Raw genomic sequence first — 16,716 nt, 5'->3', positions numbered from 1 at the left:
CGATTGTAGCGGAGTCGTAATTCCGTGATTGTCAATCCGGATTTCACCGTGATTCCAATTGGAAGCGTGTTGGCAATCAAACTTTATCGCCTGTGCCGGCCCTAGCATCGCTCCCGAATAGCCAGCCTCGGGGGCCTGCAATGAAATCGACACTTCTGCGCGCAGCGCGGATGGGCGCATCGTCGCGCCTGTTGCTAGCGTTGGGAATCTTGATCGCCCTGCGCGGCGTCACGCCGACGCCCGACTACGGCGGGCCGTATCCCGGTGCCCCGGATCCGCTGCTGCTGCGCGCTGATCGCGGCGCGATCGGCGCCGCGCCCGCGGCGCGGTTCGCCGACATTCCCGCCACCGACGGCGAAGCCGCGCGCTTCCTCGCCCAAGCCACGTTCGGGCCGACCCGCGAGGACATCGACCGTCTCAAGCAGATCGGCTACACCGCCTGGATCAACGAGCAGATCGGGTTCCCGGTGTCTTCGCAACTGACGTTCCTCAAGAACGCCCGCGCGCGCAGGCCCGACGACTTCAGCCGCGACTGGCGGCTGGACGCGTGGTTCGTCAACGCCGTGGGCGGCAAAGACCCGATCAAGCCGACCCTGATCGTGCACCGCGATCAACTGCGCCAGCGGGTGGCGTTCGCGCTCAGCCAGATCATGGTGGTGTCCGACGCGAGTTCCGATCCGCTCTACCACGCCTCGTACGGGATGAGCCATTACTACGACACCTTGGCCCGCGACGCGTTCGGCAACTACCGCACCTTGCTCGAGGATGTGACCCTGCACCCGGTGATGGGCATCTATCTGTCGATGCTGCAGAACCGCAAGCCCGATCCGGTCAACAACATCCGTCCCGACGAGAACTTCGCCCGCGAAGTGATGCAGCTGTTCAGCGTCGGCCTGGTCCAGCTCAAGCAGGACGGCACGCCGCTGCTCGACGCGCAACAGCAGCCGATCCCGACCTACGGCCAGGACACCGTCAGGGGGTTCGCCCACGTATTCACCGGCTGGACCTTCAAGGGCTGTCAGGCCGAAGGCTCGTTCGATTGCTATTTCTACGAGGTCGACGCGCCGGCCTGGGTGTCGCCGATGGAAAGCCATGCGGCGTATCACGCCTCGGCGCAAGAAAAGCAATTGCTGCTGTATCCGGGCGTGAGTCTGCCGGGCGGCAAGCTCGCCGCCGGCGGCAGCGGCCGGGGCGATCTGGCCGCGGCGCTGGACAATATCTTCAACCATCCCAACGTCGGGCCGTTCATCGGCAAGCAGTTGATTCAGCGGCTGGTGACCAGCAATCCCAGCCCGGCCTACGTCGGCCGCGTCGCCGCGGCGTTCAACGACAACGGCCAGGGCGTGCGCGGCGATTTGCGCGCGGTGGTCGGCGCGATCCTGCTCGATCCCGAAGCGCGCGATCCGGCCGCGCAGCCTGCGCATTTCGGCAAGGTGCGCGAGCCGATCCTGCGTCTGACCCATCTGTGGCGCGCGCTCAAGGGCAAGTCCAAGAGCGGGCACACCGAAGAGTTCTGGAGCGTCGACAACTACCTCGGCCAGGTGCCGATGTATGCGCCGTCGGTGTTCAACTTCTTCAGCCCTCGCTACTCCCCCAATGGCGAGCCGCAGAGCCTGGGGCTGGTGGCGCCGGAACTGCAGTTGGCGACCGACTACATGATGCCGGCCAACGAAAGCTATCTGATGAGGAAGATCTTCGAGGCCTACCTCGGCAATCCGGAAGGCATCGGCAACGACGAGGTGGCGATCGACCTCAGCGCGGAGGTCGCGCTGGCGGGCAACATTCCTGCGTTGATCGCGCGTTACGACGCGTTGTTCCTGTCCGGGCAGATGACCGAGCCGATGAAGCAAGTGCTGACCGAACGGCTGACCGGCATGCCGGCCAATACCACCGCGGCCAAGCGCCTGCGGGTGCAGGAGGCGCTGTACATCATCGCCAACTCGCCCGATTACATCGTGCAGAAGTAAGCAGGAATACGGAGAGAGCATCCATGAAACGTCGGCAATTCTTGAGCAACACGATCTGCGCCGCGCTCGGCGGCGCCGGCCTGTACTCCGCGCTCGGCAACCTGCGTCTGGCGCAGGCGGCCGCCAACGCCTACGGGCCGTCGCGCTTCGACGATTACAAGGCCTTGGTCTGCGTGTTCCTGTTCGGCGGCAACGATTCGTTGAACATGATCGTGCCGCGCGACGACGCTCACTATCGGCAGTACCGGACCGCGCGCGCTACCCTGGCGGTCGAACAGAACCGACTGCTGCCCTTGGTCGCGCAAGCCGGCGGCGGCGCTTCGGACGGCGCCGAGTACGGTTTGCAGGCCTGCACTACCGATCAGGACTTGGTCGGCATGGGCGGCCTGCAAGGCTTGTTCAACAGCGGGCAGGCGGCGGTGCTGGGCAATGTCGGCACCCTGATCCGGCCGACCAGCAAGGCCGACTACCTCAATCACACGGTCGAATTGCCGCCGCAATTGTTCTCGCACAACGACCAGCAACAGTACTGGCAGGTCTCGCGTACTGGCGAGGGTCGCGGCTACGGGTGGGCCGGGCATATCGCCGACCTGCTGCGCGACGCCAATCCCGACGCCTACATTCCGATGTCGGTATCGCTGAACACCGAAAGCATCCTGCAGCGCGCGAGCCAGTCCAGCCAGTACGTGATCGGCAACGACGGTCCGCGCCAGTTCAGCCGTTTCGAGTGGGACGAAGACAGCCGCCGGGCTTTTCTGCAGTTGATGGCGCCGGGCGCGCAATCGCACGTGTTCGGGCGCAGTTACGCCGGCGCGTTCCGCCGCGCGAGGGAGAACGCCTCGGCGGTGGCGATGGCGCTGGAGGCCTCGGCGCCGTTGCAGACTGCGTTTCCCGAATCCGACCTGGGCAACCAGTTGCAGATGGTGGCGCGGCTGATCAAGGTGCGCGAGGTGTTGGGGCTGAAGCGGCAGGTGTTTTTCGTGTCGATGGGCGGATTCGACCACCACGACAGCCTGCTCGGCGATCAGCCGGGCTTGCTGGCGCGGCTGTCGCAGGCGATGACCGCTTTCCACGCGGCCACCGGCGAACTCGGCGTGGCCGACAAGGTCACCGCGTTCACCGCCTCGGATTTCGGCCGTACCTTGTCGTCCAACGGCGACGGCTCCGATCACGGCTGGGGCGGTCATCACTTCGTCGTCGGCGGCGCGGTGCGCGGCGGGCGATTCTTCGGCGCCATGCCGACCCTGATCAACGGCGGCGACGACGACGCCGGTTGGGGCCAGATCATTCCGACCACCTCGGTGGATCAGTACGGGGCGACCCTGGCGCGGTGGTTCGGGGTGGGCGACAGCGAGTTGGATTTGATCTTCCCGAATCTGGGCAATTTCAACTCGCGCAATCTCGGATTTATGGCTTAGCTGGCCGGCGCGGCGCGCGCGGAGTCGTACGCCGCCGACCCATGTGATGGCCGTAAGAGCGTGCTCCGTTTTACTACGGCGGAGGCGAATGTCCGCGGGAGAGCGCTTTCAGTGTCTTCGCTCCGGTATGTCGTTTCCGAAGGTGCGTATCTGCAGACCTCGAGCGTTCTCGCACGAAAGGCCCTGGATTCCCGCCTTCGCGGGAACGACGGCAGGCAGGGACGCGGCGAGGCGGAAGGCCAAGCGCTCGACGAAGCAGCCAAGCGCGGGCAGGACGCGATGAGCGGGAAGGCGCGATGGGCGAGTAAGAGCGCGATCAGAGGGGGACAAGCAAGGCGCGCACCGCGTCAGCGCTGCGACCCGCCACCGCTCTTACGATTCCCCATTCCCCATTCCCGCTTCAACCAATCCCCGTCTCACAACGGCCGATGCATCACGAATACGTCGACCAGGCCCAGCGAGACATGGCGGAAGGCGTTGGGCACGCGGCCGACGATCTCGAAGCCGTGCTTGAGCCACAGGTGCACGGCGGCGGCGTTGCTGCTGACCACGTAGTTGAACTGCATCGCCGCGAAACCGGCTTCGCGCGCCTGCTCCAGCGAATGCGCGCACAGCGCCGAGCCGACGCCCTGGCCCCAGGCGCGCTCGGCGACCATGTAGCTGGCGTTGGCGATGTGATCGCCGCGGCCGGGCTGGTTGGGGCCGAGCTTGTAGCAGCCCAGGGTCTCGCCGTCGGCCTCGGCGATGAAGGTGCGGTAGGGCGGCGAGGTCCACATCTCCTGGGCGCGCTCCATCGAGAGCTCGGCCGGGTAGTTGTAGCTTTCGCCGCGCGCGAGCACTTCGCGGAAGATCGGCCAGACGCGTTCGAATTCCTCGGCGGCCAGTTCTCGGATGATGAAGTCGCGGTCCATGCGGGCTCCGTTGCGGGGTCAGGCGGCGGCTCGGCCGTCGTCCACGACGACACGGCCGCGCAGCGAGTTGGCCATGGCCTCGGTGATCAGCACGTCGACGAAGCCGCCGATCAGGCGCGCCGGCGCGGCGAAGTTCACCGAACGCATGTTCTCGGTCTTGCCGGTCAGCTCGTTCGGGTCGCGGCGCGAGGGGCCTTCGACCAGCACGCGCTGGACGCTGCCGACCATGGCCTCGGAAATGCGCATGGCGTTGGCGTTGATCGCGGCCTGCAGGCGGGTCAGGCGCGCATGCTTTTCGGCGTCGCCGACGCTGTCTTCGAGATCGGCCGCGGGGGTGCCGGGGCGGCGCGAATAGATGAAGGAGAAGGACTGGTCGAAACCGACGTCCTCGATCAGCTTCATGGTCTTGTCGAAGTCGGCTTCGGTCTCGCCGGGGAAGCCGACGATGAAGTCCGAGGACACCGAGATGTCCGGACGCACGGCGCGCAGCTTGCGGATCTTCTGCTTGAATTCCAGCGCGGTGTAGCCGCGCTTCATCGCTGCCAGGATGCGGTCGCTGCCGGCCTGCACCGGCAGATGCAGGTAATTGGCCAGCTGCGGTACGTCGCGATAGGCCTCGATCAGCGAATCGCTGAACTCCAGCGGATGCGAGGTGGTGAAGCGGATGCGGTCGATGCCGTCGATTTCGGCGATGGTGCGGATCAGCAGGCCGAGGTCGGCGACTTCCGGCTCGGCGCGGTCGTGGCCGGCGCCGTCTTCGCCGCCCCCGCTCTCGCCAGCGATCGGCCCGCGATAGGCGTTGACGTTCTGGCCGAGCAGGTTGATCTCGCGCACGCCCTGGGCGGCCAACTGCGCCACCTCGACCAGCACGTCTTCGAACGGGCGGCTGACTTCTTCGCCGCGGGTGTAGGGCACCACGCAGAACGAACAGTACTTGCTGCAGCCTTCCATGATCGAGACGAAGGCGCTCGGGCCTTCGGCGCGCGGCTCGGGCAGGCGGTCGAACTTCTCGATCTCGGGGAAGCTGATGTCGACCTGCGGCAGGCCGGTCTCGCGCTTGGCGCGGATCATCTCGGGCAGGCGGTGCAGGGTCTGCGGGCCGAACACCAGGTCGACGTAGGGCGCGCGCTTGACGATCGCCGCGCCTTCCTGCGACGCCACGCAGCCGCCGACCCCGATGATGACCGGGCGGCCGCCCTGCTTGTGCTGCTTCCAGCGGCCGAGCCGGCTGAACACCTTTTCCTGCGCCTTCTCGCGGATCGAGCAGGTGTTGATCAGGATGACGTCGGCTTCGCTCACGTCCTGGGTCAGTTCGAGGCCGTCGCTGGCGGCGAGTACGTCGGCCATCTTGGCCGAGTCGTACTCGTTCATCTGGCAACCGTGGGTCTCGATGAACAGCTTTTTCGCTCCCGGCGCGCCGGTGGCGGGCGGGGAAGCTGACCCGGCGGCCGGAGCCGTGGGCAGGGGATGCAGGTCGGTCATGGGTAGTCCGGGTCCGGGAAGGGCGGCGGTTAATCCGCGCCGGAAGGGGCGCCAGTTTAGCCCCAAGCCGGCTTTCGCGGGTCCGAGCCGCGCCGGGCGTCACGTTTCTGTATCAAGGACTTGGCAGCGCCGGCTCGGCAGAGGACACTCCCGCCCATGAGGGGGAGCTCACTGCTGCTGGGGACCGTATGCCTGCTGGCCATTGCGCCGGCCGTGGCCGGAACCGTTTACCGCTGCGAAAGCGCCTCGGGCGAGCGCAGCTACGTCAGCAAGAAGGTCAAGGGCGCGAGCTGTGTGGTCGCCGGCCAGTACATCAACCGTCCCAACCGCCCGCGCAACCCGACCCCAGTGTCGTATGCGCCGCCGGCGATGGGGGGAGTCGGTTCCGGCAGCGCGACTTCGGCCCCCGCCTCGATCCACAACAACCCGCCGGCCACCTACAGCGGCGCGGCTGCGACCATGGCCGCGGCCGGGCTCAGGCCGGCCGCGTTCGCGCCGGGTAAGGCCGAGCCGGGCCAGGTCGCGTCCAATGCCATCGCCCCGGTGGTCGCGGTGCCGGCGGCCCCGCAGGCGGCGCCGACCCGGTTGGTGCAGGGGCAGGTCTATTCCTATATCAAGGACGGCGTCCGCCACTACACGAGCAAGCGGCCCAAGGGCCTGGCCAACGCCTCGTCGGTGCGGACCATCCGCTACAGCTTCATCGAGAGCTGCTTCGCCTGCGCGGCGCGGCCCGGCGTCAACTTCGGCACCCTGCGCCTGAACACCGAGGCGTTCTCGGCCGAGATCGCGGCGGCGGCGCGCCAGCACGGGGTCGAAGAGGCGATCGTGCGGGCGATCATCCACGCCGAATCGGCCTACAACCCCAATGCCATGTCGCGGGTCGGCGCGCAGGGGCTGATGCAACTGATGCCGGCGACCGCGCGCCGGTTCGGGGTCGGCAACGCCTTCGATGCCGGCCAGAACATCCAGGGCGGCGTGCAGTACCTGGCCTGGCTGCTCAAGCGCTTCAACGGCAACCTGACCTTGGCCGCGGCCGGCTATAACGCCGGCGAAGGCGCGGTCGACAAGTACAAGGGCGTGCCGCCCTACAACGAGACCCAGCGCTACGTACAGCGCGTGGCCGTGCTCGCCGAGCGCTACCGGTCGGCCGCGACCGTCGCGCGCTGAACCCTCGCGCCGAACCCTCGGCGCAACCGACATCTCCCCGGCTCATTCGCAGCCGCCTTAGCCGCAGCGCAGCGAGTTCATCCGCAGCGTGGCTGGCCTCGCCGTCGTCGTGCGTTCGCAGCCTGCGGCGGGCTTGCCGTTGCGCACCGTTCCGGCGCGGCCGCGGCTTCGTGTCGGCCTCGCAGAGGGTGTTTTCGGCCTCCGAATGGCGCCGGCGAGGCCGTCGCAGCGGCATTCGGCGCCTCCAGGCGTGCGCTGATCCTCGTTCCGCGGTCATGGCGGATTGTCGGGCGCTTAACGCTTCCGCTACACTTCCCCGTCTTTTGAGCCGCCAGCCTTCCGCCAGTGGTATGTGGTCGCCTTTGGCGCCAGTCGGTGCGGCGTAACTTCGAATTGCAGCTTTGCGGAGTGCCGGATGGCCAACCAAGGGGTCAACGATCCTATCAACACGGGCCGACGTCGGTTCCTGACGGCGACCACAGCAGTGGTCGGTGCCGTGGGCGCCGGCTTTGCCGCGGTGCCTTTCATCAAGTCCTGGAACCCCAGCGCGCGCGCCAAGCTCGCCGGCGCTCCGGTGACTGCCGATATCAGCGCCCTCACCGAAGGCCAGCGCCTGGTCATGGAATGGCGCGGTCAGCCGATCTGGATCGTCAAGCGTTCCAAGGCCATTCTCGACATCCTGCCGACCCTCGACGGGCGCCTGCGCGACCCCAAGTCCGAGAACGTCGACCAGCAGCCGGCCTACGTGCGCGAGAAGAGCCCGGAACTGCGCTCGCTCAAGCCCGAGATCTCGGTGCTGGTGGGCCTGTGCACCCACCTGGGCTGCTCGCCGGAAATGAAGGCCGAGATCCGGCCCGAGGCGTTCGACCCGGAGTGGAAGGGCGGCTATTTCTGCCCCTGCCACAAGTCGCGTTTCGACATGGCCGGTCGCGTGTTCGAGGGCGTACCGGCCCCGACCAACCTGCTGGTGCCTCCGCACTACTACGAAAACGACAACACCATCGTCATCGGTGTTGATCCGAAGGGAGCGGCGTAAGTCATGTCCAACGTCATTACCCGCACCGCCAACAACGTCTTCGATTGGGTCACCGCTCGCGCGCCCGGCATGATGCCGTTCTATCGCAAGCACATGACCGAGTACTACGCGCCGAAGAACTTCAACCTCTGGTACTACTTCGGCTCGCTCGCGCTGCTGGTGCTGGTCAACCAGATCGTCACCGGCATCTTCCTGACGATGCACTTCAAGCCGTCCGCGGCCGAAGCGTTCTCGTCGGTCGAATACATCATGCGCGACGTGGAGTGGGGCTGGCTGATCCGCTACATGCACAGCACCGGCGCGTCGTTGTTCTTCATCGTCGTCTACCTGCACATGTTCCGCGGCCTGCTGTACGGCTCGTACCAGAAGCCGCGCGAGCTGGTGTGGATCCTCGGCATGCTGATCTACCTGGTGCTGATGGCCGAAGCCTTCATGGGCTACGTGCTGCCGTGGGGCCAGATGTCGTTCTGGGGTGCCAAGGTCATCATCTCGCTGTTCGGCGCGATCCCGGTGATCGGCAACGGCCTGACCGAGTGGATCATGGGCGACTACCTGCCCGGCGACGCCACCCTCAACCGCTTCTTCGCCCTGCATGTGATCGCGCTGCCGCTGGTGCTGTTGCTGCTGGTCGTGCTGCATCTGGGCGCGCTGCACGAAGTGGGTTCCAACAACCCCGACGGCGTCGACATCAAGAAGGGCCCGAAGGGCAACCGCTGGGATGCCAGCAAGCCGCTCGACAGCATCCCGTTCCACCCGTATTACACGGTCAAGGACCTGGTGGGCGTCGGCTTCTTCCTGATCATCGCCGCGTTCATCATCTTCTTCGCCCCGGCGTTCGGCGGCTGGTTCCTCGAGCACGACAACTTCAGCGAAGCCAATCGACTGGTGACGCCGGAGCACATCAAGCCGGTCTGGTACTACACGCCGTACTACGCGATGTTGCGCGTGATCCCGCACAAGCTTTCCGGCGTGCTGGTCATGTTCGGCGCGATCGCGGTGTTGTTCCTGGTGCCGTGGCTGGACCGCAGCAAGGTCAAGTCGGTGCGCTTCCGCGGCTGGATGAGCAAGCTCGCGCTGGCGGTGCTGGCGGTGTGCTTCCTGTGGCTCGGCAAGATCGGCGCCGGCCCGGGTACCGACCCGGTCGAGACCATCATCGGCCGCGTGCTGACCTTCCTGTACTTCGCCTTCTTCATCACCATGCCGCTGTGGACCAAGCTCGACAAGACCAAGCCGGTGCCGGAACGGGTGAAGATGCATGACTAACCTGAGCTCGATTGATCACAGCCGGCCCTTCCATAAGATGCGTATCGTGAAGAAGCTCGCCACCTTTGCCGCCGGCCTGCTCGTGTCGGCGACCGCCTTCGCCTCCGGCGGCGGCGACCTGATGCAGTCGGGTACCGACCTCAACGACCGCGCGTCGTTGCAGCGCGGCGCCCAGCTGTACATGAACTACTGCTCGGGCTGTCATTCGCTGAAATACCTGCGCTATTCGCGCATCGCCGAGGACCTGGGCCTGAGCGAAGCGGAGGTCATGAACAACCTCAACTTCACCGGCGCCAAGTTCGGCGAGCAGATCCAGGTCAACATGACCGCCGAACACGCCAACCAGTGGTTCGGCAAGATGCCGCCGGACCTCAGCGTGATCGCGCGCGTGCGCGGCAGCGACTGGATCTACACCTACCTCAACTCGTTCTACCTCGACGAGAGCCGTCCGCTGGGCTGGAACAACAAGTTGTTTCCGAACGCCTCGATGCCGAACCCGCTGTGGGAACTGCAGGGTCTGCAGCATGCGGAGTACGGCGAACTCGACAAGGCCACCGGCGAGCGTCCGGTGCACGCCCTCAAGATCGCGCAGCCCGGCCAGCTCGACGCCGAAGGCTTCAAGACGGCGGCGCGCGATATCACCACATTCCTCGAGTACGCCGGCGAACCGGCCGCGCTCAAGCGCCAGAGTCTGGGCGTTTGGGTGATCCTGTTCCTGGCGTTGTTCACGTTGATCGCGTATCTGTTGAAGACCGAGTACTGGCGCGACGTGGAACATTGATCCGATCCCCGCAGGGAGGCCCGCGCCGGTAAAGGCGCGGGCTAGCGCACGACGACGGCAGGAGCCGGCGCCGCCGCGCATGGGGTAGGGGGCAGGCTCGAGGCCGTGACGACTTTCCACAGCGGGTGGAGGGCGTCTTGCGACCGGCGGATTCCGGTGGCTGGAGAGGTCGATGATGGCGGCGAGCCCCCGTATGCGTAATGCCCTGACTCTGTTTTCGTCCACCGACTGCGTGCTGTGCCATCGGGTCCGGCTGGTGCTGGCGGCGAAAGGCGTCACTTACGACCTGATACCGGTCGACCCGCAGAACCCGCCCGAAGACCTCGTCGACCTCAACCCGTATCACTCCGTCCCGACCCTGGTCGAGCGCGATCTGGTCCTGTACGCGGCCAGCGTGGTCAGCGAATACCTCGACGAGCGCTATCCGCACCCGCCGCTGATGCCGGTCGACCCGCTGTCGCGGGCGCGCCTGCGCCTGGCGATGCTGCGCCTGGAACACGACTGGGTGCCGCAGGTCCAGGCCATCCAGATGGGCAACAAGGCCCAGGCCGAAGCCGCGCGCAAGCGCCTGAAGGAACTGCTGACCGCGTCGGTGCCGCTGTTCAAGGCCAGCAAGTTCTTCCTGAACCCCGAAATGAGCCTGGCCGACTGCGCCATGGCGCCGATCATCTGGCGCCTGCCCTCGCTCGACGTGCCCATGCCGAAGGACGGCAAGGCGATCGAGGACTACGGCAATCGCATCTTCCGCAACCCCGGCTTCACCCGCAGCCTGACCGACCAGGAACGCAAGCTGCGCGACATGCCGACCTGAGCTGGAGCAGGGGGCGGGTCGCGTCCGCGCCGGGGACGCGACGGACGGGGCCGTAATCGCGCGGGACGGCCTCGTCGTTCACGTCGTCATGACGCTAAAATGTGCGTATGACCGAAAGCAGTGCTCCGATGACCAGCCACCGCCCCTACCTGTTGCGGGCGCTGTACGAGTGGATCGCCGATAACGGCATGACCCCGCATCTGCTCGTCGACGCGACGCGTCCGTCGGTGCAGGTGCCGGCTCATGCGGTCAAGGACGGCAAGATCGTCCTCAACGTCGCCGCCCGCGCGGTCTCGCATCTGGAAATGGGCAACGACCTGATCCGCTTCAGCGCGCGCTTCGGGGGCGTCAGCCATCCGGTGTCGGTGCCGGTCGGCGCAGTGCTGGCGATCTATGCGCGCGAAACCGGGCAGGGCATGGCCTTGCCGGAAGACGTGGGCATGGAAGAGTCGGCGCTCGACGAAGGCCATGACGAAATCGATTCGGCGCCGCCGATGCTGAGCTCGGTGCCGAACGACCCGGCGCCGGAAGGCGACGACGACGGCGGCCCGCAGACGCCGAGCCCGCGCCGCGGCGGACATCTGCGCATCGTCAAGTAAGCCGGTTTCTGGGGTAGGAGCGGCGCGAGCCGCGACTGCGCCATTTCGAAAGCCGGCGCGGCCATCCTCAAGCCGGCGAGCTCGGCATCCATACAGGCCATGGCGGTATCGCCGTGGGTGAGGCCTCGCGGTCACGGCTCGCGCCGCTCCTACCCTTGAAGCCCTGCGCCGCGCGTTGGCCGCGCTTAATGCAACTGCGTCGGTGCCCGCGTCACCGGGCCGCTGAAGGCGATCAGGCGCTCGCCACGCAGGATCAGCCGGCCGACATGCCGGTCTTCGCCGTCGATCGAATAATCGAAACGGAAGGTGCGCTCGAAACCGAGCCAGCCGCTCTCGTGGCGGATCAGCTTCAGGCCGATCGCGTGCACGCTCTGGTCCAGCCACTGCACGCCGGCCTTGAGGCAGGCGTCGCGCCCGACCGTTTCGGCGCGTTCGGCCGCGGCGCGGCCGGCGCTCCAGAACGAGAACGCGGCGGCGCCGAAGATCATCAACAGGATCAGGGTAGGCATGACAGGGTTCTGGCGGCGGTCGGGGGCAAAGCCAAGGGGGTCAGCCCGGCGGCGGCCCGAGTTTCAACGAAAGATCGATGGCGCGCACATGTTTGGTCAGTGCGCCGATGGAAATACAGTCGACGCCGTCCTCGGCGATCGCGCGCAGGCCGGCCAGGTCGACGCCGCCGGAGACTTCCAGCGGGATGCGGCCGTCGAACGGCGCGCCACGGGCGATGCGCACGGCCTCGCGCCGGGTGGGCGCATCGAAGTCGTCGATCAGGATGCGGTCGCAGCCGGCGCCGAGCGCCTCGCGCAGTTGCTCCAGCGACTCGACTTCGACGATCAGCGGCAACTGCGGGTGCTTGGCGCGGGCGTCGGCGATCGCGGCGCTGATCGAGCCGGCCGCGCGGACGTGGTTTTCCTTGAGCATGACCGTGTCGTACAGGCCGATGCGGTGGTTGACGCCGCCGCCGACGCGCACCGCGTACTTCTGCGCCAGGCGCAGGCCGGGCAGGGTCTTGCGGGTGTCGAGGATGCGCGTGCCGGTGCCTCGCACCGCCTCGACGTAGCTCGCGGTGACCGTGGCCGTGCCCGACAGGGTCTGCATGAAATTGAGCGAGGCGCGTTCGGCGCTGACCAGGGCGCGGGCGCGGCCGTGCAGCAGGGCGAGCACGGTGCCTTTGCTCACGCGCTCGCCTTCGGCGACGCGCCAGTCGATGCGCACGTCCGGGTCGAGGGCGCGATGGCAGGCCTCGAACCAGGGGCGGCCGCAGACGACCGCGTCTTCCTTGCACAATAGATAGGCGCTGTCGGCGATGTCGGGCAGCAGCTCGGCGGTGACGTCGCCGCTGCCGAGGTCTTCGGCCAGGGCGTCGGCGACGTCGGCCTCGATCTCGGCGGCCGGCGGCGGGCTGAGGTCGCGGGCGGGCGCGCTCATGCGGCCGGGAAGCCTTCGACCTGGGCCGTGGCGAGAGCGTTTTCGGCGTCGAGCAGCGGAATGCCGTCGTCGACGATGTAGACGGTCTTGCGGTCGCGGGTCACCAGGGCCTCGCGCAGGGGCTCGGACTGGGCGTCGCCGCTGCCGCGGACGATGCCGCCGGCGCCGATGGCGGCGTTCAGGGCCTGCAGGCCGCGGCTCTCGAGGGGGAACAGGGGTTGGCGCGTGGAGGGGCAGACGAGCAGGTCGAGCAGTTTGCGATCCATACGGTGCGGTGCCGATACGACGGGACAGGGCGTTAGAATACGTCTTTGCGCCAAGGCACGCCCCATGTCTCCAGCTTCCGCAACGCCCGTCACCCCTCCTGCGCTCGTCGGCATCGTCATGGGCTCGCGCTCTGACTGGGAAACGATGCAGCACGCTGCCGCCAAGCTGGAAGCGCTCGGCGTTCCGCACGAGGTCCGGGTGGTCTCGGCGCACCGCACGCCCGACGTGCTGTTCGAATACGCCGACACGGCGGCGGCGCGCGGTCTGCGCGCGATCATCGCCGGCGCCGGCGGCGCGGCGCATCTGCCGGGCATGCTGGCGGCGAAGACCGCGGTGCCGGTGCTCGGCGTGCCGGTGCAGTCCAAGGCCCTCAACGGCATGGATTCGCTGCTCTCGATCGTGCAGATGCCGGCCGGCATTCCGGTGGCGACCTTCGCCATCGGCAACGCCGGCGCCGCCAATGCGGCCTTGTTCGCCGCAGCGCTGCTGTCGACGGAATATCCGGCGATCGGCGCGGCGTTGACTGCGTTCCGCACCCGTCAGACCGACGAGGTGCTCGCCAACGACGATCCGCGCCAATGACCACCGTCGGCATTCTCGGAGGCGGGCAACTGGCCCGCATGCTCGCGCTTTCCGGCGCGCCCCTCGGGCTGCGTTTCCTGGTGCTGGACAGCGCCGCGGACGCCTGCGCCGGCCAGTTCGCGCCGATGGTGGTCGGCGATTACACCGATCAGGCCGCGCTCGACGAATTCGCCTCGAAGATCGACGTGGCAACGTTCGATTTCGAGAACGTGCCGGCCGAGTCCGCGCATTGGCTGGCCGAGCGCCGGCCGGTGTTCCCGAGCCCGCGCGCGCTGGCCGTGGCCCAGGACCGCCTGGCCGAAAAGACCCTGTTCCGCGAGCTCGATATCCCGGTGCCGGATTTCGCCGCGATCGATACCCGCGCCGCGCTCGACCAGGCGATCGCGACCATCGGCACGCCGTGCATCCTCAAGACCCGGCGCCTGGGTTACGACGGCAAGGGTCAATTCCGCATCAAGACGCCGGCCGATGCCGACGCCGCCTGGGCCGCGCTCGGCCCGCAGGCCGACAAGGTCGGGCTGATTCTCGAAGGTTTCGTGCGTTTCGAGCGCGAGTTGTCGGCGGTCGCGGTGCGCGGCCGCGACGGCGAGTTCCGCGCCTGGCCGATCACCGAAAACTGGCATGTCGACGGCGTGCTGTCGGCCAGCCTGGCGCCGGCGCGCACCGACGAAGCGCTCGCCGCGACCGCGATCTCGTATGCGCGCAAGCTCGCCGAGGCATTGGATTACGTCGGCGTGTTCGCGCTCGAGTTGTTCTGCCGCGACGGCGTGCTGCTCGCCAACGAACTGGCGCCGCGCGTGCACAACTCCGGGCACTGGACCATCGAAGGCAGCGAGACCTCGCAGTTCCAGAACCATCTGCGCGCCGTGCTCGGTCTGCCCTTGGGCGATACGCGCATGCTCGGCATGGCCTGCATGCTCAACTGGATCGGCGTCATGCCCGAGGCCGGGCCGGTGCTCAGCGAAGCCGGCGGGCATTGGCACGATTACGGCAAGTCTTCGCGCGAGGGTCGCAAGGTCGGCCACGCGACCTTGCGCGCCGATAGCGCCGGCGAGCTCGCCCAGGCCCTGCAGCGGGTCGGTGCCGCGCTCGGACGGAACGATCAGGTCGCGCCGGTGATCGAACGGCTGGCCTGAGCGGGCTGGCCGAGCGGTATGAATTGGTTCCATCGGCCCGAGCGCAGGCCGCCGCGCCTGCTGACGCACTACGGTGGCGCTTTGTATCTGCTGTGGATGCTGCTGGGCATAGCGTCGCTGTTCTTGTTCTGGACGCCCTTCAACGCCGGCTTCGACGAAGCCATGCGATGGCTATGGCTGCCATGGGCCATCATCGTGGCCGGCTTCATGGCGCGCTACTGGCACTGGCTGCTGGGCAGCGGCAGGTCGCGCTGGAAGGGCCCGGTGCTCGCGATAGGCACCTGCGGGGTGCTGATACTCATGTCCGGGCCGTATGTGCTGCTGGCCAATGCGGTCGGCGCGAAAGGCTGGGCGACGTATCGGGGAGCGGCGATACACAAGTTCGTTTCCGGTACCCGCGGTGGCGGTTCGCCGGTCGTGGTCTTTCGCGACTCGGCCGGTCGCGGCGACATTTCCGTCCAGGCCAGCCGAGCGAACTATGAAATGCTGCGGATGGGCGAAACAGTGGAATGCCGTTTTCGCACCGGGTCGCTGGGCATTCCGTTCCGCTGGCGCTACCGCGATGAAGGCCCGGCTTGCGAGGCGCTCGGCATGTGATCGGCGGCCTGTGATCGGGGCGGGCCGGTCCGGCCGGCCAACGAAAACGGCCGGGTTTCCCCGGCCGTTCGGTATCGCGATGAGGCTTGCGCTTACTTCAGGTTGGAAGCGACGAAGTCCCAGTTGACCAGGTTCCAGAACGCCTCGACGTACTTCGGGCGGGCGTTGCGGTAGTCGATGTAGTAGGCGTGCTCCCAGACGTCGCAGGTCAGCAGGGCGGTGTCTTCGCCGGTCAACGGGGTCGCCGCGTTGGGCGTGCTGACCAGGGCGAGCGAACCGTCCGGACGCTGCACCAGCCAGCCCCAGCCGGAGCCGAAGGTGCCGACGGCGGTCTTGGTGAACTCTTCCTTGAACTTGGCGAAGTCGCCGAAGGCCTTGTTGATCAGCTCGGCCAGCTTGCCGGTCGGCTCGCCGCCGCCCTTCGGCGACAGGCAGTTCCAGTAGAAGGTGTGGTTCCAGATCTGCGCGGCGTTGTTGAACATGCCGCCCTGCGACTTCTTGATGATCTCTTCCAGCGACAGCGCGGCGAACTCGGTGCCCTCGATCATCTTGTTGAGGTTGTCGACGTAGGCCTTGTGGTGCTTGCCGTAGTGGAAGTCGATGGTCTCGGCGGAGATGGTGGGCTCGAGCGCGGTGCGGTCGTAGGGCAGGGCGGGCAATTCGATGGCCATTGGCGGGCTCCTTGCAGAATTCGGGGGGCTGGCTAGCAGGGACGCCGCGGGCGGCAGTCCGTTGCGGGCATGAAACCATTCCCGGACGGACGCGTCGGCGGCGCCATGTAGGCTTACAATTCATATTCTATCCCCACGTTTCGTTGCTGAACCGTCAAAGTCGGCAACAAACCATCGCAGGAGCAGTACCCATGTCCGTTATGGAACGGATCCAGGCCGAGGTCGAAGCCCACCCGATCGTGTTGTTCATGAAGGGCACCGCGCAGTTCCCGATGTGCGGCTTCTCCAGCCGTGCCGTGCAGGCGCTCAAGGCCGCCGGCGCGACCACGCTGCATACGGTCAATGTGCTCGAAGATCCGGAGGTGCGCGCCAATCTGCCGCGTTACTCGAACTGGCCGACCTTCCCGCAGCTCTTCATCCACGGCGAGCTGATCGGCGGTTGCGACATCACCATGGAACTCTACGAGTCCGGCGAACTGGCGCGCATGATCAGCGAGACCCAGGCGCAGTGAGTTCGACGGCAGCCACGACCGCGGCGACGCAGCAGGCCCTGGCCGGCCGCGTCGTGCTGGTGACCGGGGCGGCCGGCGGACTCGGCGC

18 protein-coding genes are annotated in these 16,716 nt (G+C 67.1%); 12 read left to right on the top strand and 6 right to left on the bottom strand.

The genetic code is table 11. The features are described from left to right. Positions 1-140: 140 nt before the first annotated feature. Positions 141-1,967: a DUF1800 domain-containing protein gene (locus GLA29479_RS02420; RefSeq protein WP_082638226.1), complete on the top strand. Its 1,827-nt coding sequence runs from the start codon at positions 141-143 to the stop codon at positions 1,965-1,967. A 23-nt stretch (positions 1,968-1,990) separates the two neighbouring features. Continuing rightward, entirely contained in the window at positions 1,991-3,385 is a 1,395-nt protein-coding gene (locus GLA29479_RS02415; RefSeq protein WP_057970670.1) for a DUF1501 domain-containing protein, read from the top strand. 416 nt (positions 3,386-3,801) lie between these two features. Here GLA29479_RS02415 and GLA29479_RS02410 read toward each other — a convergent pair whose 3' ends face one another. Both GLA29479_RS02410 and miaB read right to left on the bottom strand, forming a co-directional pair. After that, positions 3,802-4,296 (bottom strand): GNAT family N-acetyltransferase, encoded by a 495-nt coding sequence (locus GLA29479_RS02410; protein WP_057970669.1) that lies wholly within the window; start codon positions 4,294-4,296, stop codon positions 3,802-3,804. Between the two features lie 18 nt (positions 4,297-4,314). Continuing rightward, positions 4,315-5,778, bottom strand: coding sequence for a tRNA (N6-isopentenyl adenosine(37)-C2)-methylthiotransferase MiaB (miaB, locus tag GLA29479_RS02405; RefSeq protein WP_057970668.1), 1,464 nt, complete (start codon positions 5,776-5,778; stop codon positions 4,315-4,317). Positions 5,779-5,934: 156 nt separating this feature from the next. Here miaB and GLA29479_RS02400 point away from each other — a divergent pair, with 156 nt between their 5' ends. From GLA29479_RS02400 to GLA29479_RS02375, 6 genes are all read left to right on the top strand, one after another. Then, positions 5,935-6,945 carry a lytic transglycosylase domain-containing protein gene (locus GLA29479_RS02400; protein ID WP_057970667.1) on the top strand — a complete coding sequence of 337 codons (1,011 nt, stop codon included), beginning with the start codon at positions 5,935-5,937 and terminating at the stop codon, positions 6,943-6,945. Positions 6,946-7,360: 415 nt separating this feature from the next. Continuing rightward, a complete protein-coding gene (petA, locus tag GLA29479_RS02395) occupies positions 7,361-7,981 on the top strand; it encodes a ubiquinol-cytochrome c reductase iron-sulfur subunit (protein WP_031370412.1) in 621 nt (206 codons plus the stop codon). A gap of 3 nt (positions 7,982-7,984) precedes the next feature. Beyond that, positions 7,985-9,244: a cytochrome b gene (locus GLA29479_RS02390; RefSeq protein ID WP_031370411.1), complete on the top strand. Its 1,260-nt coding sequence runs from the start codon at positions 7,985-7,987 to the stop codon at positions 9,242-9,244. A 37-nt stretch (positions 9,245-9,281) separates the two neighbouring features. After that, positions 9,282-10,025 carry a cytochrome c1 gene (locus tag GLA29479_RS02385; protein ID WP_057970666.1) on the top strand — a complete coding sequence of 248 codons (744 nt, stop codon included), beginning with the start codon at positions 9,282-9,284 and terminating at the stop codon, positions 10,023-10,025. Positions 10,026-10,200: 175 nt separating this feature from the next. After that, on the top strand, positions 10,201-10,836 hold the full coding sequence (locus tag GLA29479_RS02380) for a glutathione S-transferase N-terminal domain-containing protein (RefSeq protein ID WP_031370409.1): 636 nt from the start codon (positions 10,201-10,203) through the stop codon (positions 10,834-10,836). 107 nt (positions 10,837-10,943) lie between these two features. Further along, positions 10,944-11,435 carry a ClpXP protease specificity-enhancing factor gene (locus GLA29479_RS02375; RefSeq protein WP_057917353.1) on the top strand — a complete coding sequence of 164 codons (492 nt, stop codon included), beginning with the start codon at positions 10,944-10,946 and terminating at the stop codon, positions 11,433-11,435. Positions 11,436-11,620: 185 nt separating this feature from the next. On the opposite strand, the gene GLA29479_RS02370 is transcribed toward GLA29479_RS02375, so the two are convergent. Genes GLA29479_RS02370 through GLA29479_RS02360 form a run of 3 tightly spaced genes read right to left on the bottom strand, consistent with a single transcriptional unit; the run spans position 11,621 to position 13,129 of the window. After that, a complete protein-coding gene (locus GLA29479_RS02370; RefSeq protein WP_031370407.1) occupies positions 11,621-11,944 on the bottom strand; it encodes a DUF3301 domain-containing protein in 324 nt (107 codons plus the stop codon). A 40-nt stretch (positions 11,945-11,984) separates the two neighbouring features. Then, complete coding sequence (gene nadC, locus GLA29479_RS02365) at positions 11,985-12,863, bottom strand: carboxylating nicotinate-nucleotide diphosphorylase (protein ID WP_057970665.1); 879 nt, start codon at positions 12,861-12,863, stop codon at positions 11,985-11,987. Then, positions 12,860-13,129, bottom strand: a complete 270-nt coding sequence (locus GLA29479_RS02360) for a Trm112 family protein (RefSeq protein ID WP_057917355.1) — start codon at positions 13,127-13,129, stop codon at positions 12,860-12,862. Before GLA29479_RS02360 ends, nadC begins: the two co-directional genes overlap by 4 nt. Before the next feature lie 64 nt (positions 13,130-13,193). On the opposite strand from GLA29479_RS02360, the gene purE reads away from it, so the two are divergent. The 3 genes from purE to GLA29479_RS02345 are packed head-to-tail and all read left to right on the top strand — an operon-like array spanning position 13,194 to position 15,445. Continuing rightward, positions 13,194-13,712 carry a 5-(carboxyamino)imidazole ribonucleotide mutase gene (purE, locus tag GLA29479_RS02355; protein WP_057917356.1) on the top strand — a complete coding sequence of 173 codons (519 nt, stop codon included), beginning with the start codon at positions 13,194-13,196 and terminating at the stop codon, positions 13,710-13,712. Beyond that, positions 13,709-14,848, top strand: coding sequence for a 5-(carboxyamino)imidazole ribonucleotide synthase (locus GLA29479_RS02350; RefSeq protein ID WP_057970664.1), 1,140 nt, complete (start codon positions 13,709-13,711; stop codon positions 14,846-14,848). Before purE ends, GLA29479_RS02350 begins: the two co-directional genes overlap by 4 nt. Before the next feature lie 18 nt (positions 14,849-14,866). Next, positions 14,867-15,445 carry a hypothetical protein gene (locus tag GLA29479_RS02345; protein ID WP_057970663.1) on the top strand — a complete coding sequence of 193 codons (579 nt, stop codon included), beginning with the start codon at positions 14,867-14,869 and terminating at the stop codon, positions 15,443-15,445. A 92-nt stretch (positions 15,446-15,537) separates the two neighbouring features. Here the strand turns inward: GLA29479_RS02345 and GLA29479_RS02340 are convergent, their stop codons facing one another. Then, positions 15,538-16,116, bottom strand: a complete 579-nt coding sequence (locus GLA29479_RS02340; RefSeq protein WP_057917359.1) for a superoxide dismutase — start codon at positions 16,114-16,116, stop codon at positions 15,538-15,540. Positions 16,117-16,307: 191 nt separating this feature from the next. Between GLA29479_RS02340 and grxD the strand changes: the two genes are divergently transcribed. Beyond that, the gene (grxD, locus tag GLA29479_RS02335; protein ID WP_031370401.1) at positions 16,308-16,628 is read left to right on the top strand and encodes a Grx4 family monothiol glutaredoxin; all 321 of its coding nucleotides are present in this window, start codon (positions 16,308-16,310) and stop codon (positions 16,626-16,628) included. Positions 16,629-16,716 lie beyond the last annotated feature (88 nt).

Origin of the sequence: Lysobacter antibioticus (assembly GCF_001442535.1) — a bacterium.
Classification (GTDB): domain Bacteria; phylum Pseudomonadota; class Gammaproteobacteria; order Xanthomonadales; family Xanthomonadaceae; genus Lysobacter; species Lysobacter antibioticus.
The sequence above is the reverse complement of the archived record's forward strand: the minus strand, read 5'-3'. Positions and strand labels throughout refer to the sequence as shown.

Coding starts and splice junctions, on each gene's coding strand:
- GLA29479_RS02420 (WP_082638226.1), top strand. CDS start 141: ATGAAATCGACACTTCTGCGCGCAGCGCGGATGGGCGCATCGTCGCGC.
- GLA29479_RS02415 (WP_057970670.1), top strand. CDS start 1,991: ATGAAACGTCGGCAATTCTTGAGCAACACGATCTGCGCCGCGCTCGGC.
- GLA29479_RS02410 (WP_057970669.1), bottom strand. CDS start 4,296: ATGGACCGCGACTTCATCATCCGAGAACTGGCCGCCGAGGAATTCGAA.
- miaB (WP_057970668.1), bottom strand. CDS start 5,778: ATGACCGACCTGCATCCCCTGCCCACGGCTCCGGCCGCCGGGTCAGCT.
- GLA29479_RS02400 (WP_057970667.1), top strand. CDS start 5,935: ATGAGGGGGAGCTCACTGCTGCTGGGGACCGTATGCCTGCTGGCCATT.
- petA (WP_031370412.1), top strand. CDS start 7,361: ATGGCCAACCAAGGGGTCAACGATCCTATCAACACGGGCCGACGTCGG.
- GLA29479_RS02390 (WP_031370411.1), top strand. CDS start 7,985: ATGTCCAACGTCATTACCCGCACCGCCAACAACGTCTTCGATTGGGTC.
- GLA29479_RS02385 (WP_057970666.1), top strand. CDS start 9,282: ATGCGTATCGTGAAGAAGCTCGCCACCTTTGCCGCCGGCCTGCTCGTG.
- GLA29479_RS02380 (WP_031370409.1), top strand. CDS start 10,201: ATGGCGGCGAGCCCCCGTATGCGTAATGCCCTGACTCTGTTTTCGTCC.
- GLA29479_RS02375 (WP_057917353.1), top strand. CDS start 10,944: ATGACCGAAAGCAGTGCTCCGATGACCAGCCACCGCCCCTACCTGTTG.
- GLA29479_RS02370 (WP_031370407.1), bottom strand. CDS start 11,944: ATGCCTACCCTGATCCTGTTGATGATCTTCGGCGCCGCCGCGTTCTCG.
- nadC (WP_057970665.1), bottom strand. CDS start 12,863: ATGAGCGCGCCCGCCCGCGACCTCAGCCCGCCGCCGGCCGCCGAGATC.
- GLA29479_RS02360 (WP_057917355.1), bottom strand. CDS start 13,129: ATGGATCGCAAACTGCTCGACCTGCTCGTCTGCCCCTCCACGCGCCAA.
- purE (WP_057917356.1), top strand. CDS start 13,194: ATGTCTCCAGCTTCCGCAACGCCCGTCACCCCTCCTGCGCTCGTCGGC.
- GLA29479_RS02350 (WP_057970664.1), top strand. CDS start 13,709: ATGACCACCGTCGGCATTCTCGGAGGCGGGCAACTGGCCCGCATGCTC.
- GLA29479_RS02345 (WP_057970663.1), top strand. CDS start 14,867: ATGAATTGGTTCCATCGGCCCGAGCGCAGGCCGCCGCGCCTGCTGACG.
- GLA29479_RS02340 (WP_057917359.1), bottom strand. CDS start 16,116: ATGGCCATCGAATTGCCCGCCCTGCCCTACGACCGCACCGCGCTCGAG.
- grxD (WP_031370401.1), top strand. CDS start 16,308: ATGTCCGTTATGGAACGGATCCAGGCCGAGGTCGAAGCCCACCCGATC.